This is a genomic window from Shewanella sp. SR44-4, from assembly GCF_014163715.1.
Classification (GTDB): Bacteria; Pseudomonadota; Gammaproteobacteria; order Enterobacterales; family Shewanellaceae; genus Shewanella.
In genome coordinates, this window is the sequence record NZ_JACJDU010000022.1 from 22586 (window position 1) to 47222 (window position 24637).

The 24637-nt window shown below is 40.3% G+C and carries 22 protein-coding genes and 3 tRNA genes; 11 read left to right on the forward strand and 14 right to left on the reverse strand.

The genetic code is table 11. The features are described from left to right. The first annotated feature begins 106 nt into the window (after nucleotides 1–106). The gene (locus H5125_RS11875; protein ID WP_101088409.1) at nucleotides 107–883 is read left to right on the forward strand and encodes a class II glutamine amidotransferase; all 777 of its coding nucleotides are present in this window, start codon (nucleotides 107–109) and stop codon (nucleotides 881–883) included. Here H5125_RS11875 and H5125_RS11880 read toward each other — a convergent pair. The 3 genes from H5125_RS11880 to trhA form a co-directional block, all read right to left on the reverse strand. After that, nucleotides 869–1828, reverse strand: coding sequence for a DUF3108 domain-containing protein (locus H5125_RS11880; protein ID WP_182744338.1), 960 nt, complete (start codon nucleotides 1826–1828; stop codon nucleotides 869–871). The genes H5125_RS11875 and H5125_RS11880 overlap by 15 nt on opposite strands. Nucleotides 1829–1903: 75 nt before the next feature. Continuing rightward, nucleotides 1904–2248 (reverse strand): MGMT family protein, encoded by a 345-nt coding sequence (locus H5125_RS11885; RefSeq protein WP_101088408.1) that lies wholly within the window; start codon nucleotides 2246–2248, stop codon nucleotides 1904–1906. Nucleotides 2249–2364: 116 nt separating this feature from the next. Continuing rightward, nucleotides 2365–3048: a PAQR family membrane homeostasis protein TrhA gene (gene trhA, locus H5125_RS11890; protein WP_101088407.1), complete on the reverse strand. Its 684-nt coding sequence runs from the start codon at nucleotides 3046–3048 to the stop codon at nucleotides 2365–2367. A gap of 255 nt (nucleotides 3049–3303) precedes the next feature. On the opposite strand from trhA, the gene H5125_RS11895 reads away from it, so the two are divergent. Beyond that, nucleotides 3304–3960, forward strand: coding sequence for a hypothetical protein (locus tag H5125_RS11895; RefSeq protein ID WP_182744325.1), 657 nt, complete (start codon nucleotides 3304–3306; stop codon nucleotides 3958–3960). Between the two features lie 77 nt (nucleotides 3961–4037). Here H5125_RS11895 and rrtA read toward each other — a convergent pair whose 3' ends face one another. Together rrtA and queC are read right to left on the reverse strand one after the other, a co-directional pair. Next, the gene (gene rrtA, locus H5125_RS11900; RefSeq protein ID WP_101088405.1) at nucleotides 4038–4667 is read right to left on the reverse strand and encodes a rhombosortase; all 630 of its coding nucleotides are present in this window, start codon (nucleotides 4665–4667) and stop codon (nucleotides 4038–4040) included. A gap of 184 nt (nucleotides 4668–4851) precedes the next feature. Next, complete coding sequence (gene queC, locus H5125_RS11905; protein WP_162023023.1) at nucleotides 4852–5559, reverse strand: 7-cyano-7-deazaguanine synthase QueC; 708 nt, start codon at nucleotides 5557–5559, stop codon at nucleotides 4852–4854. 210 nt (nucleotides 5560–5769) lie between these two features. Here queC and queE point away from each other — a divergent pair, with 210 nt between their 5' ends. Beyond that, complete coding sequence (gene queE, locus H5125_RS11910; RefSeq protein ID WP_101088403.1) at nucleotides 5770–6438, forward strand: 7-carboxy-7-deazaguanine synthase QueE; 669 nt, start codon at nucleotides 5770–5772, stop codon at nucleotides 6436–6438. Nucleotides 6439–6528: 90 nt separating this feature from the next. Here the strand turns inward: queE and H5125_RS11915 are convergent, their stop codons facing one another. The 4 genes from H5125_RS11915 to H5125_RS11930 form a co-directional block, all read right to left on the reverse strand. After that, on the reverse strand, nucleotides 6529–7590 hold the full coding sequence (locus H5125_RS11915) for a PLP-dependent cysteine synthase family protein (protein WP_182744326.1): 1062 nt from the start codon (nucleotides 7588–7590) through the stop codon (nucleotides 6529–6531). Nucleotides 7591–7911: 321 nt separating this feature from the next. Next, nucleotides 7912–7996, reverse strand: a tRNA-Tyr gene (locus H5125_RS11920). Nucleotides 7997–8026: 30 nt separating this feature from the next. Next, nucleotides 8027–8111, reverse strand: a tRNA-Tyr gene (locus H5125_RS11925). An 89-nt stretch (nucleotides 8112–8200) separates the two neighbouring features. Further along, nucleotides 8201–8285 (reverse strand) — tRNA-Tyr (locus tag H5125_RS11930). A 125-nt stretch (nucleotides 8286–8410) separates the two neighbouring features. Here H5125_RS11930 and H5125_RS11935 point away from each other — a divergent pair. The 3 genes from H5125_RS11935 to H5125_RS11945 all read left to right on the forward strand — a co-directional run bounded on the left by H5125_RS11935 (nucleotide 8411) and on the right by H5125_RS11945 (nucleotide 11907). Continuing rightward, nucleotides 8411–8908, forward strand: coding sequence for a VC2046/SO_2500 family protein (locus H5125_RS11935; protein ID WP_101088401.1), 498 nt, complete (start codon nucleotides 8411–8413; stop codon nucleotides 8906–8908). A 131-nt stretch (nucleotides 8909–9039) separates the two neighbouring features. Next, nucleotides 9040–9327, forward strand: coding sequence for a DUF406 family protein (locus H5125_RS11940; protein WP_101088400.1), 288 nt, complete (start codon nucleotides 9040–9042; stop codon nucleotides 9325–9327). A 339-nt stretch (nucleotides 9328–9666) separates the two neighbouring features. Further along, nucleotides 9667–11907 carry an EAL domain-containing protein gene (locus tag H5125_RS11945; protein WP_101088399.1) on the forward strand — a complete coding sequence of 747 codons (2241 nt, stop codon included), beginning with the start codon at nucleotides 9667–9669 and terminating at the stop codon, nucleotides 11905–11907. 197 nt (nucleotides 11908–12104) lie between these two features. Here the strand turns inward: H5125_RS11945 and H5125_RS11950 are convergent, their stop codons facing one another. Both H5125_RS11950 and H5125_RS11955 read right to left on the reverse strand, forming a co-directional pair. Further along, nucleotides 12105–12596 (reverse strand): YchJ family protein, encoded by a 492-nt coding sequence (locus H5125_RS11950; protein WP_101088398.1) that lies wholly within the window; start codon nucleotides 12594–12596, stop codon nucleotides 12105–12107. After that, nucleotides 12586–13188 (reverse strand): DUF4440 domain-containing protein, encoded by a 603-nt coding sequence (locus H5125_RS11955; RefSeq protein WP_242445209.1) that lies wholly within the window; start codon nucleotides 13186–13188, stop codon nucleotides 12586–12588. Before H5125_RS11955 ends, H5125_RS11950 begins: the two co-directional genes overlap by 11 nt. A 124-nt stretch (nucleotides 13189–13312) precedes the next feature. Here H5125_RS11955 and smrA point away from each other — a divergent pair, with 124 nt between their 5' ends. Beyond that, nucleotides 13313–13915 carry a DNA endonuclease SmrA gene (gene smrA / locus H5125_RS11960; RefSeq protein ID WP_101088397.1) on the forward strand — a complete coding sequence of 201 codons (603 nt, stop codon included), beginning with the start codon at nucleotides 13313–13315 and terminating at the stop codon, nucleotides 13913–13915. Between the two features lie 225 nt (nucleotides 13916–14140). Here the strand turns inward: smrA and H5125_RS11965 are convergent, their stop codons facing one another. After that, nucleotides 14141–15982 carry a M2 family metallopeptidase gene (locus H5125_RS11965; RefSeq protein WP_101088396.1) on the reverse strand — a complete coding sequence of 614 codons (1842 nt, stop codon included), beginning with the start codon at nucleotides 15980–15982 and terminating at the stop codon, nucleotides 14141–14143. Nucleotides 15983–16177: 195 nt separating this feature from the next. On the opposite strand from H5125_RS11965, the gene H5125_RS11970 reads away from it, so the two are divergent. Together H5125_RS11970 and H5125_RS11975 are read left to right on the forward strand one after the other, a co-directional pair. Continuing rightward, nucleotides 16178–16819 (forward strand): TetR/AcrR family transcriptional regulator, encoded by a 642-nt coding sequence (locus tag H5125_RS11970; protein ID WP_101088395.1) that lies wholly within the window; start codon nucleotides 16178–16180, stop codon nucleotides 16817–16819. An 11-nt stretch (nucleotides 16820–16830) separates the two neighbouring features. Further along, nucleotides 16831–19107, forward strand: a complete 2277-nt coding sequence (locus H5125_RS11975) for an acyl-CoA dehydrogenase (protein WP_101088394.1) — start codon at nucleotides 16831–16833, stop codon at nucleotides 19105–19107. A gap of 290 nt (nucleotides 19108–19397) precedes the next feature. On the opposite strand, the gene pyk is transcribed toward H5125_RS11975, so the two are convergent. Beyond that, nucleotides 19398–20837 carry a pyruvate kinase gene (pyk, locus tag H5125_RS11980; RefSeq protein WP_101088393.1) on the reverse strand — a complete coding sequence of 480 codons (1440 nt, stop codon included), beginning with the start codon at nucleotides 20835–20837 and terminating at the stop codon, nucleotides 19398–19400. 425 nt (nucleotides 20838–21262) lie between these two features. Next, complete coding sequence (locus tag H5125_RS11985) at nucleotides 21263–22117, reverse strand: MurR/RpiR family transcriptional regulator (protein ID WP_011637353.1); 855 nt, start codon at nucleotides 22115–22117, stop codon at nucleotides 21263–21265. Nucleotides 22118–22454: 337 nt separating this feature from the next. Between H5125_RS11985 and zwf the strand changes: the two genes are divergently transcribed. Next, on the forward strand, nucleotides 22455–23924 hold the full coding sequence (gene zwf, locus H5125_RS11990; protein WP_101088392.1) for a glucose-6-phosphate dehydrogenase: 1470 nt from the start codon (nucleotides 22455–22457) through the stop codon (nucleotides 23922–23924). A gap of 9 nt (nucleotides 23925–23933) precedes the next feature. Then, a complete protein-coding gene (pgl, locus tag H5125_RS11995) occupies nucleotides 23934–24632 on the forward strand; it encodes a 6-phosphogluconolactonase (RefSeq protein WP_182744327.1) in 699 nt (232 codons plus the stop codon). Nucleotides 24633–24637: the final 5 nt, after the last annotated feature.

Consider the following 24637-nt stretch of genomic DNA (forward strand, 5'->3'; position numbering starts at 1 on the left):
GTTTAAATATTTGTGTGTCTGAAATGTTCCACTCAATTAGCTTAGTAGTTACAATACGTTCTTCAAAAGTGTTTAGCTCAATATAGCAACATAAAAGGCAAGGCTAATGTGTGAATTACTGGCGATGAGTGCCAATGTGCCAACGGATATTGTTTTTAGTTTTACCGGCTTAGCTGAACGCGGTGGCGTTACTGGTCCTCATGTTGATGGCTGGGGAATTACTTTCTATGAAGGTAAAGGTAACCGTACTTTTAAAGATGCTTGTCCTAGCAGTAAGTCACATATTGCCGAACTTATTAAGTCATATCCGATTAAAAGTGAAATCGTGATAAGTCATATTCGCCAAGCTAATCGAGGTTGTGTGTCCTTGGTCAATACTCACCCATTTAGTCGTGAGCTATGGGGCCGTTATTGGACTTATGCGCACAATGGCCAATTAACCGATTATCAATCCACTTTTTCAGTGTCACGTTTTCAGCCTGTTGGCGATACTGACAGTGAACTGGCTTTTTGCTGGATATTGGAATCAGTGGTTAATAAGTTTGGAGAGTATGAACCTGAAAACATGAATGAAGTGTTTCAGTATATAAGCCTGCTCGCAGATGAAATAAGACAATTAGGTGTTTTTAATATGTTGTTGAGCAATGGCATAGACTTAATGACCTATTGCACTAACAACCTATGTCACATCACTCGCCGTGCTCCATTTGGACAAGCTACCTTGATTGATACCAATGTAGTTATCGATTTTAGTCAAGAAACCACGCCAAATGACGTGGTGACTGTGATTGCGACTAGACCATTAACCAATAATGAAAATTGGGTTGTTTTGCAACCAGGTGAGTGGAAGTTATTCCGTAAAGGCGAGTTAATCAACAGCTAGCTGTTTTATTTCATCTAATTCAGACTCACTAATGCCAGCTTGATTTTCAGCTTCAGAGACTAGTTCATCCACAGTCGTTGAAGCTTCAGGCTTAGGACCGTCGATGACGACGGGCGTCATGGGAGGCAATGGTTTTTCGAATTGGTAGCTGGCTAGCTGAATATCGAGCTGTTTGCTGCCTTTTGAAAAGTGGCTTAAACGAACGGGTAGATAAGCTAAATCAGGCGCCATCCAGAAAAATGTTTGTCTTTTGGTACTGTCACGCACCACTTCAACTTTGACGGTATCGTAAGTACCACTTTTTATGGTGACTTTTTCTTTGCCTATGACTCTAAATTGATAGTCATCGACTTCTTTTTCTTTAACCATTTTATAATCTAATGGTCGTATGTTGGCTGCTAGATCCATTCTGAATTGTAATTGAACCATTAACGGATCAAACACCTTTTCTTCATATGGTAGCTTTAATGCTTCTTGCTTATAAATGGTATGAATAAATTTCTGTGCTTTAGCAAAAGCAGTCTGTTCAGTGTAATCACTGCCAGTACCAGTGCGTTCTTGTATGTATCGAAATGGCACTAATTTACCATTTTCAAGGGTGAATTCGCTGGTAAGATGACGTTGATCAGACAGCATTAATAAACTGACATCGCTGTCGAAATGATAGCTGTAAAAACCGCTGTCGGTAGCGGGTAAACGATAATTTGCTTCACCTAGTTCGAAGCTGCCATAAAACACATTATATTTAGCACTGTGGGCTGTTAATGGCGATAAGATAGCAGCTTGTTGGATTGCATCTAATGAAGCCGGGACATTAATTTGCTCGAGTTTTTCTGCAATCACAGCCGTTTCTGACACAGCCAATTTAGCCGTAGACTCAGTATCTGCAGTGAGTTGTTGAATGTCAGTTGCCTGTGCGAAAAACACCGGACAGGTGGACAACATCAGAGTGAATAAGCGAGTTAATTTATTGACCAATGTATAATTACCTTAAAGTTTAGAATTCTGAATAAGCTAAGATTAAAATGGTAATGTCATTACCAGGGTGGCTAGATCGGGTTTCCATTGATATTGAGACAACGAAACCTTGCCTATGTTCACTGTGATACCTTCTAATCTTAATAATTCTTGCTGTGTTTGAAAAGGTTCGGTATTTTTTGCAAAGGAAATCTTACCTTGACTATTGATAACCCTATGCCATGGGAGCCCAAGTGTTTCAGGCGCTAATTTCAATGCTCTAGAGACATAACGAGCTCGACCAGGTAACCCTGCTAAATCAGCAACAATTCCATAAGGTAGCACAGTGCCTTGAGGGATAATATTTACAATAAACCATATTCGCTCCATTGGCGTCAGTTTAGTCATGTGCTCCCATATAACGTCTTCAAGCAGAGTTTAGTGGTGTATTAGCAACAGATAATAGAAAAATTGCGGCCATAGTACAACCGTAATTTTATGAGATATGATTTTACGTTTAACAGTTATAAAACGGTGAGATAAATACATAAAAAATGGCTGAATGCGCCACCAAGTACAAAAAAATGCCAAATGGCATGATTAAACGGAATGCGTTTTCCAACATAAAAAATCACCCCTAGACTATAAAATAAACCGCCAGCAAGCAGTAAGCTTAAGCCTAAATCGCTCATGTGAGTTTTTAAATCGCCCATTACAGTGACGCATAACCAACCCATTACTAAATAAAGCACTACGCTAAATGCTTTAAAGCGACCGATAAACAATGTTTTAAAGATAACCCCGCCCAAAGCTAAAGACCAAATAGCAGTAAGTACCACCGTGGCTTGTGTGCTTTGTAAACTGATTAGCATCATTGGCGTGTAGGTGCCGGCAATTAACGTGTAAATAGCACAGTGATCTGCCATTTTATAGCGTTTACGCCACAGTGCACTTTTACTTGAGTGATATAATGTAGAGGCAAGAAACAATGCGATTATGCTAATGCCATAAATTGCCACACCAGTAATTTGCACTAAGGTTAAATGATCGGGGGCTTTTATCAGCATTAACATTAAGCCGATGATGCCAGCAATAACACCTAATGCATGTGAAAGGGCATTAGCTTTTTCTTCTGCTTGGCAGTAATCTGATCCGCTCGATACCGCAACTGTTTGCTGAGATGCCAAAGTGTTTGATAATGAATTCATAATATCCTGTAAATCACGCTGATTGGATTTTGAGCAAGGTTAGTCTATCAGCCTCAAAACCAAATAGCTATATTCAGGTGAACACGTGTAAGCTGAAAATATTGTCCATATTTGGGTTACTGATAATTTTATTTTAACGTTTGATTGGGTAAACGTTTATTAATCCAATTCAAACATTAACAGCACAAATAAGGTGCTACTCAATGACGTTGTTGACGTTATACTTAGCCCATCATTCTTGGTGAATTAGTCTTTATGTCTGAAAAAAAACCACAGTCCAGTTCGCTTCAATCTGCGATAACCAATAGCGCTGATCCACGTTGGGATAACAAACTATCACAGCAAGTTGATAGTGCGAGTATTGACAGTGCGAGTATTGAATTTGATAAAGGCGTGACACCTTTTGTTGAGACAGAAGATGAAGTGGTAGATGAAAAACAATTACAACATCATCAACAACAAGTCGCTGATGAAATTCAGTTGCAGTTAACTGGCGCGATGGGATCCGTATCAGATAATAGTGAATTTTTATTGCAGCCCAATCAACCAATCATTAGTGGCAATGCTTGGCAACGTTTTGTGGCTTCAGTGAGTAACAGTCGTTACACCACATTGGTCGTGATTTTAATACATGTGTTCGTTATCACTATCGCGTTGATATTTGGTCGAGTTGATATCAGTGGTATGACAGAAGTCACGGTGACTGATGAACAGACAACAAAACCATTACCTCCGTTAAAAAGTTATCTTATTACTCAAGCTGAATACGATAAGTTAGTTGAACGAGCTCAATCAAATACAGCAATCCAAGATATTGAATCTGAATCAGAAAAAGTTCCTGAAACAGGGATGTCTAAGGAAATGGATGGGCCAGAGATTGAGTCTGAGTCAGCAGAGCCTATAATAAATTAATTCCACATACTGTTTGTCCAGTATGTACAATCAGTATGTGCAATCAGCGTTAAAATAAACACCGTTTGCGTGTAGCGTTAAGGTAAATTGTGGTATTTAAAGCGGTGGGCAATCGTTGACCAGCATAACGCACACAAGATGCCACAAATGAGACCCACCAGATGTGATTCAGTGGCAACTCTGGCATTAATTAACTGGGTGATACTGTTTGTCGCGCCAAATATCTGCTCGTATCCAACCTTAATGATAACACCAAGCAGCAGTAAATAACCTGAACGGTAACCCTTGTGGATATCCATTACTGCACCAAAAGCAAATAATCCATGCAACAAACCACTTAACCCAACATAGGCTTTTAAACTAGGATAAAACAAATATAAACCAATACCTTCCAAAATACACAAACTGATAAACAGCAATGTAAATTTGCCTGGATGACGCTTGTAATGGACTTCATGTAAAAACACAATTACCCATAATCCTGCCAAATTCATCAGTAAATGCCATAAATTAGTATGTAACAGGTTACCGGTGATTAATCGCCATATTTGTCCATCAGTAATGGCGTCATATTGATAACTTAAATACTGATCAATGGGCAAAAATGCAGGCGTTGGTATATCTGCCGCAAAAAGCCCAATACAAATAAGACTTATGGCAACGACAAAGTGATAAAGCCCAACAGTGTTTGATTTATGATTTAGCAAAATATCCTCTTTTCGCACCGTCAAAACAAGCCAATTTAATTTATCTAAAGACACTAAACTTAACTGTAGCGCAAAATTAACGCATGGCGTTAACCTGTGTGTATGTTGGTGTCGTCATCAAAATAGCGCTGCCGCCGAGTTGCATTAATCCGTTGCCGTTAGTGACAGCAAGTTATCGATACTATTATAGCTTACTGTTTAATGAGTCCATCACTGATTGACTATTTTGCAAGTAATCATCTAGGCCACGTTGACGTAATACACAAGCGGGGCAATCACCACAACCTTTACCAATAATGCCGTTATAGCAAGTTAACGTTTGATGTTGCACTAAAGCTAATTGCTGATATTTATCAGCCAGCGCCCAGGTTTCAGCTTTATTAAGCCACATTAATGGAGTAATTATCTTGAGGGGTTTATCCATTCCTAGCGCTAATGAGTTTTGCATTGATTGAACAAATTCATTACGACAATCTGGATAGCCAGAAAAGTCGGTCTCACACACGCCGGTAATAATAGCATCGCAACCCAATTGATAAGCGTAGATGCCTGCTAAGGTTAAAAATAAAATATTACGTCCAGGCACAAAAGTATTCGGCAAGCCATTATTCATCAACTCATGTGATACCGGTATAGCATCACGTGTTAATGCTGAAATGGCTAACTCGTTTAATAAGGTGGTGTCCATGACTTTATGGCTAGCTAGTTTCAACTCTGTTGCTAAAGATTTTGCCACTTCGATTTCTTGACGATGGCGTTGACCATAATCAAATGTGATCCCATGCACTTCATCATATTGAGATAAAGCCTGGATAAGGCAAGTAGTTGAATCTTGACCGCCACTGAAAACAACAAGGGCTTTAGTTGGGGTATTTTGCTTTGCATCTGACATGGATATACTCTTAACGTACTGAACTGACTCGCAAGATCGGTGTGATCAACGCCTAGTGGTTCAGGTAAATAGAATTGATATGTTACCTAAGCCAGGCCCAACTGCAAAGCTGTAGGTGTAAATACTTGCAGCTAACGCTAAAATACTCTATAAATGCCGCCCCGTTATAAGCCAGGTAGCCAATACTTGTCAGCAGAAGTAAGGTAAACAATGAAATATCCCGTTAACGAAGTATTTGAAACAATACAAGGTGAGGGCACATATACTGGTGTTCCTGCACTGTTCGTTCGCTTGCAGGGTTGTCCTGTAGGTTGTGCATGGTGTGATACTAAGCAAACGTGGGATGTGTTACCCGAAAATAAAGTGACTGCCGAGCAAGTGATTCAAGTTGATGGCACTATCGGCAGATGGGCTGATCATACTGGTCACACATTAGTGCAAGCATTCCAAGATAAAGGCTTTACTGCTAAGCACATTGTGCTAACCGGTGGTGAGCCGTGTTTGTACGATTTAACAGAATTAACCACGATTTTTATTGAGGCTGGTTATCAGGTACAAATAGAAACCAGTGGTACTTTTGAGGTGAAATGTCATACAGATGTTTGGGTGACTGTATCACCTAAAATCAATATGAAAGGTGGCTATAAGGTACTCGAACAAGCATTAAATCGTGCTAATGAAATTAAGCATCCGATCGCCACTGAACACCATATTGAAGAGTTAGATGAATTATTGCTGAATATTGATGTCACTGATAAAACCATTTGCTTACAACCTATTAGCCAAAAGGCGCGCGCAACAGAACTTGCCATGAAGGTGTGTATTAGCCGTAACTGGCGTTTATCGATTCAAACCCATAAGTATTTGAATATAGACTAAAGTGTTTCTTAGTGAAAATTAAGATTATATCCAGTGGTGAAACGAAAAAGCCGTTGAATCTATATTCAACGGCTTTTTAATTTCACCAGGTTAACGTAGTAAACCAGATTGATTAAACGCGATGAGTTTTTCTCGGTAGTGTTCGAAACAGCCTATATTGTCTTCTATCCATTGCGGGTTGTAATAGGTATCGAGATAGCGCTCACCCGCATCACAAATTAAGGTCACAATAGAGCCTGTTTGACCTTCATTACGCATTTGTGTTGCCAGCAACAACGCCCCATATAAGTTGGTGCCAGTAGATGCACCCGTTTTACGCCCTATGAGTTGTTCTAACCACTGAATCGTTGCGATAGAGGCGGCATCAGGGATCTTAATCATGCAGTCAACAACACCAGCAATAAATGACGGTTCAACACGTGGCCGGCCAATTCCTTCTATTTTACTGCTCTTATCGCTAATAATGCTCGCATCACCACTGTGAAAGTAATCGTAGAATACCGAGTTTTCCGGATCGACTACGCACAGTTGCGTCTGTTGTTGTTGATAACGAATATAGCGACCAATAGTTGCGCTAGTGCCACCGGTACCTGGGCTCATGACAATCCAACTTGGAATAGGATGAGGCTCTTTTTCCATTTGGTTAAAGATTGAATCAGCAATATTGTTATTACCCCGCCAATCGGTGGCGCGTTCAGCATAAGTGAATTGGTCCATATAATGGCCTTGCAACTCAGCGGCTAATCTTTCTGATTCAGCATACATTTGACTGCCATTATCGACAAAGTGACATCGTGCACCGTAAAACTCTATTTGTTGAATCTTCTTTTTTGCGGTCGTTTTTGGCATGACAGCGAAAAACGGTAATCCGAGTAATCTTGCAAAATAGGCTTCAGAAACAGCGGTACTGCCAGATGAAGATTCAATAATGGGCGTGTCTTTTTTTATCCAGCCATTACATAACGCATATAGAAACAGTGATCGAGCTAAGCGATGTTTCAAGCTACCTGTTGGATGAGTACTTTCATCTTTTAAATAAATGTCTATTCCAACAAGTAGTGGAAGATCTAATTTTATTAGATGGGTGTCTGCAGACCGTTGAAAATCGGCTTCTATTTTTGCGATGGCCTGATTGACCCAAGTAGATGACATGCAATGATACTCGTTATTCCAAAAAGGAATAAATAATAACTAAAATATAAAGTTAAGAGTAGTGTTTATCGACATAAGCAAACATATTTAATTAAAAATAGCAGACGAAAGACAGTACCGGAGAATCAACAGATGACAGCACGAGGTAATACAGAAAGTAATTAGGTAAGGAATATCAATAAATTGTAACACTGAGATAGGGTAAAACAGAAAGTATTAACGAGACAAAAAATGACAGGAGGAATGATTCTAGCACTTGAACTGATGGTGTTTTTATTGTTATCTGGATTAAAATACAATTAACAATCGCAAAATGTAAAATGGTGGAGGGAGAAGGATTCGAACCTTCGAAGGCTGAGCCGTCAGATTTACAGTCTGATCCCTTTGGCCACTCGGGAACCCCTCCACAGCAAGATAAATAGGAATAAAAGAAAGATGGTGGAGGGAGAAGGATTCGAACCTTCGAAGGCTGAGCCGTCAGATTTACAGTCTGATCCCTTTGGCCACTCGGGAACCCCTCCACATATTTTCTTTTTTTCTTACTCTCTTTTTACATTCTAACTCTTTACATCTTTAACACTTTTAGATTTGAACTTTGAAGCAACGCAAATGGTGGAGGGAGAAGGATTCGAACCTTCGAAGGCTGAGCCGTCAGATTTACAGTCTGATCCCTTTGGCCACTCGGGAACCCCTCCTCAATTGCGGTCGCCATAGTAGTCAGAAACCTTTTATATGTAAAGTGGATAATTGAATATTTTACTAAAGTTTATGACTGTTTGGTCGATAAAATAGCATCGAGCAGTGGTAGTGATGTTTTTATATGCAAATTGAGTCAACATTAGTCAATGAGTTACAAATAGGGAGCCGATTAAACGTTGCGATTGAAAACAATCGTCGCGGTGAATTTGGTTTGCTATTGGCTATGTTGTCAGTTGATGCTCGCGATATGGCTCAATTTCAGTTAGATAATGATGTAGAAAGCACACAAAAACTGCGACAACAATTTTCTGTACCTCAACCCCAGTTATTAGTAGATGATATTTCTATTCACCCAGACACTATTGATAACGCGATGTTATTTCAGCAGCAAGGCGCACGGCAGTTTCAACTACAACAAGCATTGACACCTGAAGCGCTAGTGATAAGAGGCGCTCAATCTGATGCGATGGTTGAAGTATTAAGTAACTGTGATTACTTAACTAAGCATAAAGCGATTAATGCTTACCAACAACACACCCCATTAGAAGATATGCATTTTTTAGAACAACTCAGCACGCAACGTAAAATATCTAATACGTTATCTTTACAACTGGCTTAACTGCTGAGATTTCAGGCTAAAATCCTGAGACTATGATTTAATTTTGATAATTGTGAGCATGGCAAATAAAAGCTTGCCAAAACTCAGTTATATTTGCCATTTGACGTGATTCAAACAGATGGGGTGACATAATGATTAAGCAAATTAAACAGCAGCAAGGAAATGTCAGTGACAGTTGTACTGAATGCGGCAGTTATGTAGATATTGGCGCGGTTGTGGAAGCAGAAGATACGTTATTACTGCTTAGCTTTGTAGGAGACGATGCCTTATTGCAAGCTCAATCTATGCTGCAAGTGGCTCAAGAGCGTTTTCCTGATACTAAAGCGGACATTATTGATGAAGATAGCACTATTTCATTGAAGCTTGATTTTGCGTTCAGCGTAGAGAAAATGATTTTTCAACTTGAAAATCAACTGTAGATTTCAGTCGTTTGTATTAGAAATATACATTGTCATATAATTGATGTTAAACACATTTTGTGGGAGTGGGTTTAGCGTGTCAACAATCCAAATAAAGCGTAACAATATATTAGTAAAGGATTGCTGTTTTTTAGTATCGCGTGTAATCTGCTTTACATAACAAAAAGGTATAGTAGCGTATGGTAATGTAACGTTATTCATACCTTTAACGCGAACTTCACTCCCTATGTATTATTGTAACATTATCACTCAAATTCTGATTTTCAGAACTAATAATAACAAGTGTACTGATTAATAATGTAAAAATTTAGGGTTATGAAGCCATTTTTCGGGATGTAAATGAATCGAAAAGAGCAACAGCACTTATTGGAATTAATTGTAAATTCCAGTGCTAAACAACAAGGTGATTTCTCAAAAACTGCAGAGTTAGTGTGTCAACTGCTGCGTGAGTATTTTGCTGCGTCATTTGTATCCGTGTGGACTCTCGTAAGTCAATCTGCGAATGATGATTTTACTGCTGATGATGAAGACAATTTTACTTGTCAGCATACTCTAGTAGCCAGTAAGATTGATGAATCATTGAGTCATTTATCTCACCTGAGACACATCACAATAGATCCTCAATATTTTAATGAATTACGATCTCACCGTTATATTTTATCCTCTGATAACTCGCACATAAATCTCGTTGAAACATTTTCAGATTACTACCAACATCATAACATTGTCACCAGTATCGATATTGCCATCCGAATTAATGGACATATTGAAGGTGTGTTATCGGTTGAAAGCTGTGAAAAGGTTAATTGGATAAAATCTGATATTCAGTTTGCTATTCAATGTGCTGACCAATTAGCTTTGACGCTAGCGACTCGTTATACCTATGATAGCAATGAACAAATTTACTTATTGCGCAATGCAACCGAGCAATCCGAACATGTCGTGATGCTGGTGAATACCGATAGTCTAATCATCGAGTATGTTAATAGTGCCCATGAGAAAATGACTGGGTTGCCACGGGAAACTGTTGAGCACCATAGTGCATCGAGTCTTGATATTTTTAGAAATACCCCACAATTACTTGACGATCTAATCAATAAATTACGTAATAGTGAGATTGTTAAAGGTAACCTTAAGCTCGCGCGGATTGATGGCAGTGAATATTGGCTAAATTATCATATTACCCCGTTTGTAACGGAGCAGGGTAAGCATTATGCGTTAGTGTCTAGTTATGATAATTCGGCAGAATATTTTCACAAAGCGGAATTAGAGCGTTTAGCATGGCATTGTTCTTTGACAGGCTTGCACAATCGTAGTCATTTTACTCCTCAATTAGATCGTGCCACTGCTGGGATACTGATTCTGATTGATTTATTAGGCTTCAAGCGCTTTAACGATACCCATGGTCATGTTCAAGGCGATAGCCTTTTAATCGAAATCGCACGGCGCTTAAAACACTTTGCTGTATCTGTTAATGCTATTGATGTTGCCAGAATAGGTAGCGATGAATTTGCTGTGTTATTGCCACCCATGCACTCTGAGACCGATGTCGAACAAATGATCAGCCGGTTATATATGAACCTAGCTGCGCCATCGGTTATCTCGCGTGAGAAAGTTGAGCCAAAACCGGCGCTTGCAGTGGTTGATATTAAGTCTGTTGTTGGGATGTTTGCCCCGTTATCTTGTGCCGATATTACCTTACAACATGCTAAAAAGAAAAATGGTGCACATTACCAGTTTTTTAATGAAGCACTACTTGAAACGTTTACCACCAACGCTGAAATAGAGCGTGATTTACATAGTGCTATTCGTGGTCGAGAATTTGAGTTGTATTATCAACCCTTAATGGACTTACAACATAATCAGTATATTGGCGCTGAAGCATTAATTCGTTGGAATCACCCTAAAAAAGGCGTGTTATATCCAGGTGCGTTTATCGAAATCGCAGAACAAACCGGGTTGATTAACCAAATTGGCGAATGGGTATTAGAAACGGCCTGTAAGCAACTGAATTTATGGCAGCATAAAAACGTCAATATTACGATGCATGTGAATGTTGCTGCGAGGCAATTTTTTAGTGGCAACTTGTACGAACAAGTTTGGCGCTTAATCACCCGTTATCGTATCAAGCCTAAAACGTTAATTCTTGAAATCACTGAAACTGAACTCATGGGTGACATTCGATATGCTATCAATCTATGCCATGAGTTGGCAGAGTTAGGCGTCGGTTTAGCGATTGATGACTTTGGGACGGGTTACAGTTCAATGAAGTACTTAAAGCAATTTCCGATATCTAAATTAAAAATTGATCGCTCGTTTATCATGGATATATCTTCTAGCCACGAAAGTCGTGAGATTGTCAGTGCGATTATCGCGATGGCAAAAGCATTGAATATTTCGTTAACTGCTGAAGGGGTTGAAACTAAAGAGCAAGAGGAGTTTTTAACATTAAGTGCTTGTCATCATGCACAAGGATTTTTGTATAGCCCTGCAATCCGTGTTAATGATTTTGCTTTGTTTATTCATGCCCATGAGTCTAAACCGCAGAAATTAGTATTAATGAGCAATTCATTGGTTTAGTCAGCGTATTCCTTGTTGTGCGAATCGGACTTTACTGATGACGATTAAGATTGTGCAACTCGCATCTATTGCTATTTCGTCGCTATTGTTAATTAGTGCCCATTTAAATAATGGTTTTACGATTGCTTAGTATCTACATAGTCACTCTGCACCAGTATTTATTATCAATAAGAAGGGCTAAGCATTATTTATTGATGTTAACTCATACGTTTAGCACAACATTGTTTAAACTTTTTTCCGCTGTAACAGATACAAGCATCATTTCTGCCGGGTAAACGAGTTTGCATTTGCTGTCCATCGGTGTAAAACCATAAGCCATCTTTTTTGATAAATGACGAACATTCATAAACCGCATCAATATGCTTATTTTCAATAAACCACGCTTTAAATGTCACTTCACCACAGTCAGCCTGTTGATTCGATGATAATACCTGTAAACCTAACCACTGAGTTTTACCTTGGGCAAGCTGTTGTTCAGTCAAACCGTGTAAATAGTCTGGATGATGCGTGGCAATCAAGTAGCTAAACTGACGTAATACAAAAGCACTATAGCGAGAGCGCATTAAACGCTCTGGCATCTCTGCTACAACAAGACCGGCATGATAGGCTTCACAGCACTGGTAGTAGGGCAAACTACTGCCACACGGACAAGATGCCTGCTTTATCGCGGATAAATCACTATTGTTCATCAGGTAATTCTTTTGACGTGGCAGCGATAAATTGTCGGCCGTAATAAAGATTCGGTACTGGTTTAGCGTCATAGTAAAAATGTGGCGCGGCGTGAGTGTTAGAGTCGACACTAATTTTCCACTGTTGTTTACTGTCTTTGGTAAACACAGTCACAAATTTACCGGCAAACTCACTGACCGGTTCGCCAGATTCTTTTCCTGGGTGAAAACGGACTAAATAATAACCGATGTCAGTTGCGCTATTTGGCTCGCTATAACGTACAAGTACACGAAAATCGACTTCAAGTTTAGCGTTCTTACGTTTAATTTTATTAAAAAATCGGCTATACAGATTGAGGATATTTTCTTTACCGCTAATAATTCCTCTGTCTTGTGTTTCAGAAATATAAACTGCATCGTCAGTATATATGTTTTCCATAGCGGCTAAATCGAGTTGTTCAAAAGCGTTAGTCAATTTTGTAAAATTGGCATTCAAAACCTGGTGAGGGATCGATTCAGTGGCATAAACATTCGAACTGCTAACGCACAGGCTCACTGCAAGAAGCAGTGAAGATAGCCATGGCGTATTCAAAATGGTCAATATTCTTATCAAGGAATTATTCTCTTTTTATCTAATGTAAATCAATAATGGCAAGCGATACCGTTAGCACAACTATAAATTATTGAGCAACTTTGCTAAAGGATAGAATCTTTACAAAGTATGTAGGAGGTGACATATGTCGTTAAGTGATGACGAATTATTTTTGCAAGAAATGGCCGATGTGACCCCTCTTAAATATGAACATCAACCACAAACCACCCAAATATGGCTTAATCCATTAAGTTTAACAGATGCGCAACTGGCAAAGCGAGCGGCAGCTGAGCAACATGAGTTGTTACAGTTATTACCCACTGAGGCTTATTTATTTGCACCCCTTAAGCCAGACGATGTGGTGAGTTATAAAATGGATGGCATCCAAGACCAAGTATTTAAACAACTTAGTCTTGGAAAATACCGTTTTCAAACCGTATTAGACTTACATGAATATCGGCTTTTACAGGCTCGTGAAAGCTTACTTAATTGTGTGTTAAGTGCTTATGAGCGCGGCGAACGTAACATACTGGTTATCCATGGAAAGGGGTATAAAAGTAAACCTTATCCAGGATTGCTTAAATCCGCAGTCTGTCATTGGTTACGCTTTATTGACCCCGTAATCGCATACCATTCGGCTACTAAACAGAGTGGTGGCGTTGGCGCTGTATTTGTGATGCTAAAAAAATCACAGCAAAAAAGGATTGAAAATAGTGAGCTGAATAGAAAAGGTCGCGGTTTTAGATAGGTTTTAAGCTAATTAATTATCGGTATAAATAAAAAGGACGCCAATTTATATTGGCGTCCTTTTCAAGAGTGAATTAATTAGATGATAAAATGCGAGTTTCTGAGTGACCATTTATTTGAGTCAGCTACTGATTCAGCCCTATTATTTATTAATTCAACTAATTGCTATAACCCTTTAGTACAGATCATTAGTACAGTTCATTAGTACAATTGGTCATCACTAGCGTTACCAGCCACACTGACGATTAGCTTGGGTATTTTGCTCATCTAACCACACTTGCAAAGGTGCAAAGTAATCTAATACTGCCTTGGCATCCATTTTATCGGAACCCGTCACTACACTCAGTGCTTCCGGCCAAGGTTTGCTGGCGCCCATTTCGAGCATTTCATTCAACTTAGCCCCCGCTTCTTTATTTCCATAAATGCTACAGCGATGAACTGGGCCGGTATCACCTGCAATATCACACAGTGCTTTGTGGAATTGGAACTGCAAAACATGCGCTAAGAAATAACGCGTATAGGGAACATTACCAGGAACATGGTATTTAGCACCAGGGTCGAAGTCGGCTTCAGTACGTTCAATTGGCGCTTTAACACCTTGGTACTTTTCACGTAAGTCCCACCAGGCTTGGTTATATTGCTCCGGTTTAATGGTGCCGTTAAATACTTGCCAGCGCCATTGGTCGATCATCAAACCGAAAGGCATAAAGGCAATTTTATCTAATGCTTGCTTTAACAATAAGCCGATGTCTTTTGACGCATCGGGTACGGTTTCGAGCAAGCCAATTTTTTGCAAATATTTAGGCGTAATCGATAAGGCAATCGTGTCACCAATGGCTTCATGGAAACCATCGTTGGCAGAGTTTTTAAAGATAAACGGCTGATTTTTATAAGCACGTTGATAAAAGTTATGGCCTAATTCGTGATGAATAACGCTAAAGTCTTCAGCATTTTTCTGAATGCACATCTTTATCCGAAGATCATCTTGGTCGTCTAAATCCCATGCAGATGCATGACACACCACATCACGGTCTTGAGGCTGAACAAACATTGAGCGAGTCCAGAATGTTTCTGGTAATGCACCAAAGCCAAGTGAAGTGAAAAAGCCTTCAGCTTGTTTGACCATTTTTGTTTCATCGTAGCCATTCTGGGCTAACAATTCGGTAACGTTGTAACCTGGGTCTGCATCTTTAGGTGCGACACTATTATAAATCGTGCCCCATTGCTGAGCCCACATATTGCCCAATAAATGTGCAGGGATAGGGCCTGTTTTAGGTGCAACGTCGTCACCGTATTGCTCATTTAGTTCACCACGAACATAACAATGTAATGAATCATATAGAGGCTTAATTTGTGCCCATAGACGATCTAATTCGGCAGAGAATGCTTCTGGCTCCATGTCATACTGACTTCGCCATAATTCAGATAAGTCGGCGTAGCCTAAATCTTGTGCACCTTGATTAGCTAATTCGACTTCTCGTTCAAATAGTGGACGCATTGGTTTGGCTATTTCACGCCAACCTTTCCAAGCTTCTAAAAGCACTGCAGGGTCTTTCGACTCTGCCATTATATTGGAAAGCTCTGGTTGAGTGAGGCAGCGACCGTCGGCAAAGCAGTATTTGCCTTTACCATATAAACCGTTAAGTTCAGACGCGATGCTGGCAAGTTCTGCGTTTTTAGCTGGGTCTAGAGGGGCTGGTAAAACAAGGCTACTGCGTAAGCTGTTAAGTTTTCTTGCATTAACAGCATCAAGCTCTACATTGGCATATTTCGCCGCTTCAGTTGCATAGCGCACAGATGTTGAGGTGACTTTTTCACCCATAGCGGCAGACAACGCCGCGGTGTCATCAGTGATAAAATTGGAATAAATCCATTCAGCCCGATTAGCTTCAATTGATAAATTGGCTAAATCGGCTTCAGCTCTATTGACAAAATCGATAGCCGCAGCAGTATCTATCTTTTCAGTAGGTATCTGAGTGGTCGCAGTCGTGTCGCTACAGGCACTTAAGCCTAATGCTATTGAAACAATAAGTGCAATTTGAGACGGTCGTTTTAAAGGCAAGTTCATGTTGTGTGCATCCTTGTTTTTATTATCGGCATCAGTGTACCGAAAAACAGCATGTATTGCATATTAGTTAACAATCTGGTGTGGTTGTTACGATTTTTGTTATTTGTCTTAATAAAGAAAGCTGACAATTTCGATTGACATCTGTGCGCTCAATGATTAATTTAAACAGGTGTTTAAATTAACTTGGGTCTGGGAATGGCAAGCCGTACTGATACAAAAACAAGAATACTCGATGCAGCTGAAAAGTTGTTTGCTGAAAGAGGTTTTTCTGAAACGTCGTTACGACTGATCACCAGCAAAGCTGAAGTCAATTTGGCATCTGTTAATTACCATTTTGGTTCAAAAAAAGAATTAATTCGAGCTGTGTTAGCAAGATACTTAGATGTCTTTATGCCCAGCGCCGCGGTAGAGATTAAACGTATACATCATGCGCCTGAGAATGCGTCACTAAACGAGATTTTTTCTGCTTTAATTAAACCGTTACTTGAACTCAATAAAGTACGCAACGGTGGCACGATTATTTTCTTGCAGCTGTTAGGTCGCGGTTATATTGAAAGCCAAGGTCATTTGCGCTGGTTTATTACCACGCATTATGGTGAGCATTTAGCGACGTTTGTACAAGCGGTATCCGCCAGTGCACCTCACATACCTGCAGCAGAAATGTTTTGGCGTTTGCACTTCACTTTAGGGACTATTGTGTTCACTATGGCTTCTGCAGATGCATTAAATGAAATTGCCACAGCAGATTATGGTGAACATAACAATATTGAAGCCATTATCCGTAAAGTAATCCCCTACATGGCAGCAGGCGTTGCTGTCCCTGTGTTAACAAACTAAGAAGGTATAAAATGAGTATCGTCATATTGCTAGTTATAGCGATCATTGTCCTCTTTGGCGTGCGTAATATCAGGATGCAATTTATTACGCGTCCAGTATTTTCGTTTTTCAAAAAAGTATTGCCTCCTTTGTCGAGTACCGAGAAAGAAGCAATGGAAGCGGGTGATGTTTGGTGGGAAGGTGAGTTATTCCGCGGAAAGCCAAACTGGAATACCTTACACAGCTACGGTAAACCAACGTTAAGCGCTGAAGAACAAGACTTTATTGATAATCAAGTTCAAACCGCATTAACCATGATCGACGATTTTGATATCGTCCACAATCGCAAAGATCTTCCGCCAGAGTTATGGCAATACTTTAAAGAACAAGGTTTCTTTGCGTTAATCATTCCTAAAAAGTACGGTGGACGCGAGTTTTCTGCTTATGCAAACTCAACGATTGTAGCCAAGATAGCCACGCGTAGTGTCAGTGCTGCCGTGACCGTAATGGTACCTAACTCTTTAGGCCCTGGAGAGTTGTTGACCCATTATGGTACTCAAGAGCAAAAGGAGCGTTGGTTACCTTCACTTGCTGTTGGTAAAGACATTCCCTGTTTCGCGCTCACGGGCCCAGAAGCGGGCAGTGATGCTGGTGCGATACCCGATATCGGTGTTGTTTGCCTGCGCGAATTTGAAGGCGAAGAGACATTAGGTTTAAGCCTAACGTGGAACAAACGCTATATTACCTTAGCACCAGTTGCTACCGTGCTCGGTTTAGCGTTCCAAATGCGCGATCCGGACGGTTTACTCGGTGACGTTAAAAACATAGGCATTACGTGTGCGTTGATCCCAACTGACCATAAAGGTGTTGAGATTGGTCGTCGACATAACCCATTAATGATGGCGTTTATGAACGGTACAACAAGTGGTGAAGATGTATTTATTCCATTAGATTGGATTATTGGTGGACCACAGTTTGCCGGTAAAGGCTGGCGTATGCTGGTTGAATGCTTATCTGCAGGACGTGGTATCTCATTACCTGCTCTGGCAACCGCATCTGGCCATGTCTGTACCAAAACGACCACAGCCTACAGTTATGTTCGTCAGCAGTTTGGTATGCCTATTGGTCTTTTTGAAGGCGTACAAGAAGCGATGGCGCGTATTATCGCCAATACTTACCAGCTGGAAGCTGCACGACGTTTAACCACACAAGGTATCGACTTAAAAGTTAAACCTTCAGTGGTGACTGCAATTGCAAAATACCACATGACAGAGCTAGGCCGTGATGTGTTAGAAGATGCGATGGACATTCAATCAGGTAAAGGTATTCAATTAGGGCCTAAAAACTATTTAGGTCATGCTTATATGGCAACACCTATTTCAATTACGGTAGAAGGTGCAAACATTCTTACTCGTTCATTGATGATTTTTGGTCAAGGTGCAACCCGTTGTCATCCATATGTTTTGGCTGAAATGGAAGCCGCAGCAATGGAAGATGAAACTTCTGCATTAGATCGTTTTGATTCTTTGTTGCTAGGTCACATTGGTTATGCGATGGGTAATGCATTACGTTCATTTGGTAGTGCATTAACAGGCAGCCGTTTTGCCAGTGCACCAGTGAGTGGCCCAACGCAGCAGTATTATCGTGACATGACGCGTATCTCTTCGTCACTGGCCATTATGACTGATTTATCGATGTTAATTATGGGCGGGGACCTTAAGCGTAAAGAAATGCTTTCTGCGCGTATGGGGGATGTACTAAGTCAGTTATATCTTGCATCTGCAACGTTAAAACTGTTTGAAGACAATGGTCGTCAGCAAGATGATTTACCGGCAGTACATTATGTTATGACTGAGCGTTTACATTTAGCGGCTAAAGCGCTTAATGACGCGATTCGTAATTTCCCGAGTAAAATTACTGCGGTATTACTACGAGTGTTGATTTTCCCATTAGGTAACCACTTCAATGCACCAAGTGATAAATATGCAGTTGATTTAGTCAAAGGTATGCTTAAGCCTGGACCTGCTCGTGATCGCATTACTTTCCTTTGTGGAGAGTTTGAAGGTGACACTAGTGGTATTGCTGAAGTTGAAAATGCGTTCTTAGCTAAATATGCAGCGAAAGATTTGTATAAGAAACTTAAGAAGGCACAACGTAGTGGCCATATAAAATCTAAGCTTCCTATGCTTGAGTTATTTGACGTGGCGTTAGAGAAAGACATTATCACTGAAGCTGAGCATAAACAGCTTGTTGAGGCGGACGTATTACGTTTAGCTGCTATCAACGTGAATGACTTTGAGAAACTATAATCTCAGTTGATTAATTTGATATAGATCTTTGAAACAAATTGGCCCTGACTTTGTCGGGGCTTTTTTTATCCATCACGTTCTGGGGGGAAGCTGTTAAGCGAACAAGCGAACAAGCGAATAAGCGAATAAGCGAATAAGCGGTTGCAACGTTTAACGTCACTTTATTGCGCTATGTCGCAAGAGCTCAAAAATAACGGATAAAAAAGCCAATCCGAAGATTGGCTTTATTATTAACGAGTGTATATCACTGCATGTACGTTAGTGAATGTTACTCGTTATGCTCGGCTTGATTAAGCAACGATCAACACTTTGCAAGTGTTAGTGCCACCGATGGTTTCCATCGCGTCACCTTTAGTCATCAGTACCATATCACCACTGACTAAATAACCTCTGTTCACCATGCAATTTAATGCTTCTTTAGCTAGCTCATCGGCAGGGTACGCAGTTGAGTCAAACTCAATTGGTTGTACACCACGGTACATTGCCATGCTGGCTAATGTCTTTTGATGACGAGATAATGCAAAAATAGGTAAACCAGAGCTAATACGTGACATTAATTTAGCTGTCGCGCCAGATTCTGTTAACGAAATAATCGCTTTAACGCCAGGTAAATGGTTAGCCGCATACATGGTTGAAAGGGCAATTGTTTCTTCAACAGAAGAGAAGCGTTGATCCATGCGGTGCTTAGACACATTGACACTTGGGTGTAATTCAGCGCCTAAACAAACGTTAGCCATTGCCATAACGGTTTCTTCAGGGAAGTCACCAGCGGCAGTTTCTGCTGAAAGCATTACCGCATCAGTACCGTCTAACACTGCGTTAGCCACGTCCATTACTTCTGCACGTGTTGGCATTGGGCTGGTAATCATCGACTCCATCATTTGGGTCGCAGTGATCACAGCTTTGTTGAGTTGACGCGAGCGTTCAATTAGGCGTTTTTGTACGGCAACAAGTGCAGCATCACCAATTTCGACACCCAAATCACCACGAGCAACCATGACTACATCTGATGCGCGGATAACATCATCCATTGCTTCATCGCTTTCAACGGCTTCAGCACGTTCAACTTTAGCGACAATTAGCGCTTTACTGCCGGCTTCAAGTGCTAACGCACGTGCTAGATCAAGATCAGCACCAGTACGTGGGAATGATACGGCTAAGAAATCAACATCAATTAAGGCTGCAGTTTTAATATCTGCCATGTCTTTTTCAGTTAGGGCCGGAGCGGTTAAGCCGCCACCTTTCTTATTGATGCCTTTGTTATTAGATAACGGGCCTGCTACAGTAACCGTTGTGAAGACTTTGTGGCCTTCAACACGGTCAACTCTTAACTGCACTCGACCATCATCAAGCATTAGTATATCGCCAATGACTACATCATTAGGCAATTGCTTGTAATCAATACCAACTTGTTTATCATCGCCTTCGCCTTTTGCTAAGTCAGCATCAAGAATAAAGCTATCACCTAAGTTAAGTTTGATTTTTTGGTTATCTTTGAAGGTAGAAATACGTATTTTAGGACCTTGTAAGTCACCTAAAATAGCGACATGCTTGCCCAATTCTTTAGCGATTCTACGTGTATCTGTAGCACGTTTTAAATGATCTTCTGGTGAACCATGTGAGAAGTTAAGTCTAACAACGTTAGCTCCTGCGGCGATAATTTTACGCAAATTGTCATCGCGGTCAGTTGCTGGTCCAAGTGTAGTAACGATTTTAGTTCTGCGGAACATAAGATACTCCGTTAATGATAAGAAAGATTTTTTGTTAAATTGAATTTGGTTATTTAAAGTACTTAAACAATCTTAGCACTTAAATGATGTAACTATATTAACAGACATTCTGGGAAAATGTAGTAAAGTTACCAACAAAATGATCGTTTTTAATATGTAATTTATGTGACAGATTAGCGATTTTTATAATAAAAAAGGCCAAACAGACTAAACCGTTTGGCCTTAAGAACAATATTTGATAGCTGTCGATGAGATTTTACGCGATCAAACATAACTGAATTGTGTAATTATTTACCAGTTATCTTGAAAGCTTCATGCAAAATTATCACTTTATAGAGTATAGACTCTATCTTTATGCAGCCTAAAACAAACAATTTACGCAGTTAAATAATCCATAAGATATGTTTATTTAACCGCCCATCAATTTAGATGGTTAAATCCTTGTTCACACGAGATTCTTTCAACACTTCTTTTACACGTTTTAAATTATCACGGAAACGAGGGCCGCGGCGTAAGGTAAAGCCTGTTGCCAACACATCTATAGTAACCAATTGCGCTAAGCGCGATGCCATCGGTAAATACATGTCGGTGTCTTCGGGCACTTCCATCGTTACAGGCAATGTACACTCATAAGACAATGGTGAGTTACGGGCGGTAATACCAATCACAGCAGCGCCGTTTTCACGTGCAATACGAGCTATTTCAATCAGTGATTTAGTCCGGCCAGTATGCGAAATCAATACGACTACGTCGCCTTCATTACAGTTAATACAGCTCATTCGCTGCATTAACACGTCATCGAAGCATATTACTGGTACATTAAAACGAAAGAACTTGTTTTGCGCATCGTGGGCTACAGACGCTGATGCACCAAGGCCAAAAAACGAAATAGTCTTGGCTTGAGTGAGAATATCGACTGCTTTATTTATCGCTGATGTATCTAAACTTTGACGGGCAGTATCGAGCGATGCCATTGAAGATTCGAAGATTTTTGTTGTGTACGACTCAGGCGTATCATCTTCTTCAACATGTCGACTAACATAAGGTGTACCGTTAGCAAGACTTTGAGCCAAATGTAACTTAAAATCAGGGAACCCTTTTGTGTCTAATCGACGACAAAATCGGTTAACAGTTGGTTCACTAACATCAGCCATTTTGGCTAATGTGGCAATACTTGAATGTATAGCTGTTTGCGGTGAGGCTAATATGACTTCGGCAACTTTACGTTCCGATTTACTAAATTGGGTAAGGCTTTTTTGAACCTTTTCAAGGGTATTCATAAGCAAGCATCCGCTAAAAAGTAGCTAAAAGTAGGTAATGTAATTTTATATCATAACTTACAGGAATTACGTGATTTAAGTTATTTATTTACCTTTGACAGTAATCTGTAGTTATTTTTCAAGACATAGATCACGGTTGAATGGTTCTCAAGCCTTGTAATTGGTAGAAAATCATAGCAGATAATAGATACACATGACTAGATTAACAACAATAGAATAAATGCAAATTAAAGATGCAATATTTAAATTCTGTTGTTATATTACAACAAAAGTGTGTTTTTATTCATCGACCGAATTCGAACATGACACACACATATTATTAGGAGAGCTTTCAGCAATGGGCAAATCAATTGGAGCCAAGGCTTGCGACTTCGTACTTTTCGGTACAAAAGGCGATTTAGCTAGGCGTAAATTATTACCTTCTCTATATCAGCTAGATAAAGCAGAATTACTTGATAAAGAAACCAAGGTAATCGGTGTAGCAAAAGACGCATTCACTCAAGAAGAGTTTATCGCCCTCGTTACTAAAGCACTAAATACATTTGTTAAAGACGAACTTTGCCCAACAACGTTAGCGCGCTTCCTCAGTCGTTGTCATTATATCGGTACTAATTTTACAGATCCTGAAGGCTACAGTGCCTTCCACGATTTACTTGAACCAAGTAAACGCGTCATGGTGAACTACTTCGCGACACCTCCTTCGATTTTCGGTGCCATCTGCCGTTGTTTACATGCACAAGACCTTATTCAATCTGATACCCGTGTTGTGCTGGAAAAGCCAATTGGTACCGATTTAGAATCATCGCATGTGATTAATGACCAAGTTGCCGAGTTCTTTAATGAGAACCAGGTTTACCGCATAGACCATTACTTAGGTAAAGAAACAGTACAAAACTTGATTGCTTTGCGTTTTGCTAACTCATTGTTTGCCTCTAAGTGGGATAATCGCACGATTGATCATGTCCAGATTACTGTAGCTGAAGAAGTGGGTATTGAAGGGCGCTGGGGCTACTTTGATGGCGCAGGCCAAATGCGTGACATGATCCAAAACCATTTACTACAAGTGTTAACTTTGGTTGCGATGGATCCTCCAGTCAATTTAGACGCTGACAGTATTCGTGATGAAAAAGTAAAAGTACTCAAGTCACTGCGTCCAATTAACCAAGACAATGTGTATGAAAATACCGTTCGTGGTCAATACAGTGCGGGTTTCTTAAAAGGCTCGCCTGTTCCTGGTTATCTCGAAGAAGAAGATGCCAATACACAATCAAACACCGAAACCTTTGTGGCACTTCGTGTTGATATTGATAATTGGCGTTGGGCTGGTGTGCCATTCTATTTACGTAGTGGCAAGCGTATGCCGTTCAAGAGCAGTGAAATTGTGGTGTATTTTAAAAACCCACCGCATAACTTGTACCGAGCAAGCTTACGTAATCTGCCACCAAACAAATTGACCATCCGCTTACAACCTCATGAAGGGGTTGAAATTCAGATGATGAACAAAGTTCCTGGTCTTGAGCAAAAGCAACGTCTACAAACGACCAAGCTTGATTTAAGTTTCAGTGACACTTTTAAAAACGAACGTATTGCAGATGCATATGAACGTTTGTTATTAGAAGCCATGCTCGGTAATCAAGCGCTGTTTGTGCGTCGTGATGAAGTTGAGCAAGCGTGGAAATGGGTCGATGGCATCATTCAGTCTTGGGAACAAAGTGGCGAAAGGCCTAAGCCTTATCCTTGTGGAACATGGGGACCTGTGGCATCGGTTGCATTGATAACCAAAGATGGTCGTTCTTGGGACGAGTAGGGAGCTTACATGATTAAAGATACTGTATTTAAATCGTTCGACACTCCAGCTGATTTAGAAGCTAAATTAGCCGACAAAATTGCGAAGCAATTACAAGATGCTGTCGACACTCGTGGCAAAGCCAGCTTAGTGGTATCGGGTGGTTCAACACCGTTGAAATTATTTGAGCTATTAAGCCATAAGCTCGTCGACTGGAGTGATGTTTATATCACTTTGGCTGATGAGCGTTGGGTTGGCGCTGATGAAAAAGATTCAAATGAAAGATTGGTTCGCGAGCATTTATTGCAAAACCGCGCTGCCAGTGGAAAGTTTCGTGGTTTAAAAAATATGTTCGCAACCCCTGAAGCCGGTTGCGATATGACCAGCGAATCATTGGCTAATTTTCCGCGACCTTTTGATGTGGTGATATTGGGGATGGGTACTGATGGGCATACTTGTTCGTGGTTCCCTTGCAGCGCAGAACTTGATAATACATTAACCACTAAAGCTTTGTGTGTTGCGGTCAATCCGACTACGGCTCCACATGCACGTATCACTTTGTCTAAAGATGCCATTTTAAATAGTCGTCAGATTTATTTGCATCTTGTCGGAGAACCAAAATTAACTGTTTATCATCAGGCTCTTGAGAATGATGATGTTACCCAAATGCCCATTAGAGCCGTATTAGCGCAGCGTAAAACGCCCGTTGATGTGTTCTATAGCGCGTAAGGAGT

Excerpts from the sequence above, each read along its gene's own strand:
- H5125_RS11875 (WP_101088409.1), top strand. The coding sequence starts at position 107 with ATGTGTGAATTACTGGCGATGAGTGCCAATGTGCCAACGGATATTGTT.
- H5125_RS11880 (WP_182744338.1), bottom strand. The coding sequence starts at position 1,828 with ATGTTGTCCACCTGTCCGGTGTTTTTCGCACAGGCAACTGACATTCAA.
- H5125_RS11885 (WP_101088408.1), bottom strand. The coding sequence starts at position 2,248 with ATGACTAAACTGACGCCAATGGAGCGAATATGGTTTATTGTAAATATT.
- trhA (WP_101088407.1), bottom strand. The coding sequence starts at position 3,048 with ATGAATTCATTATCAAACACTTTGGCATCTCAGCAAACAGTTGCGGTA.
- H5125_RS11895 (WP_182744325.1), top strand. The coding sequence starts at position 3,304 with ATGTCTGAAAAAAAACCACAGTCCAGTTCGCTTCAATCTGCGATAACC.
- queC (WP_162023023.1), bottom strand. The coding sequence starts at position 5,559 with ATGTCAGATGCAAAGCAAAATACCCCAACTAAAGCCCTTGTTGTTTTC.
- queE (WP_101088403.1), top strand. The coding sequence starts at position 5,770 with ATGAAATATCCCGTTAACGAAGTATTTGAAACAATACAAGGTGAGGGC.
- H5125_RS11915 (WP_182744326.1), bottom strand. The coding sequence starts at position 7,590 with ATGTCATCTACTTGGGTCAATCAGGCCATCGCAAAAATAGAAGCCGAT.
- H5125_RS11935 (WP_101088401.1), top strand. The coding sequence starts at position 8,411 with ATGCAAATTGAGTCAACATTAGTCAATGAGTTACAAATAGGGAGCCGA.
- H5125_RS11940 (WP_101088400.1), top strand. The coding sequence starts at position 9,040 with ATGATTAAGCAAATTAAACAGCAGCAAGGAAATGTCAGTGACAGTTGT.
- H5125_RS11945 (WP_101088399.1), top strand. The coding sequence starts at position 9,667 with ATGAATCGAAAAGAGCAACAGCACTTATTGGAATTAATTGTAAATTCC.
- H5125_RS11950 (WP_101088398.1), bottom strand. The coding sequence starts at position 12,596 with ATGAACAATAGTGATTTATCCGCGATAAAGCAGGCATCTTGTCCGTGT.
- smrA (WP_101088397.1), top strand. The coding sequence starts at position 13,313 with ATGTCGTTAAGTGATGACGAATTATTTTTGCAAGAAATGGCCGATGTG.
- H5125_RS11965 (WP_101088396.1), bottom strand. The coding sequence starts at position 15,982 with ATGAACTTGCCTTTAAAACGACCGTCTCAAATTGCACTTATTGTTTCA.
- H5125_RS11970 (WP_101088395.1), top strand. The coding sequence starts at position 16,178 with ATGGCAAGCCGTACTGATACAAAAACAAGAATACTCGATGCAGCTGAA.
- H5125_RS11975 (WP_101088394.1), top strand. The coding sequence starts at position 16,831 with ATGAGTATCGTCATATTGCTAGTTATAGCGATCATTGTCCTCTTTGGC.
- pyk (WP_101088393.1), bottom strand. The coding sequence starts at position 20,837 with ATGTTCCGCAGAACTAAAATCGTTACTACACTTGGACCAGCAACTGAC.
- H5125_RS11985 (WP_011637353.1), bottom strand. The coding sequence starts at position 22,117 with ATGAATACCCTTGAAAAGGTTCAAAAAAGCCTTACCCAATTTAGTAAA.
- zwf (WP_101088392.1), top strand. The coding sequence starts at position 22,455 with ATGGGCAAATCAATTGGAGCCAAGGCTTGCGACTTCGTACTTTTCGGT.
- pgl (WP_182744327.1), top strand. The coding sequence starts at position 23,934 with ATGATTAAAGATACTGTATTTAAATCGTTCGACACTCCAGCTGATTTA.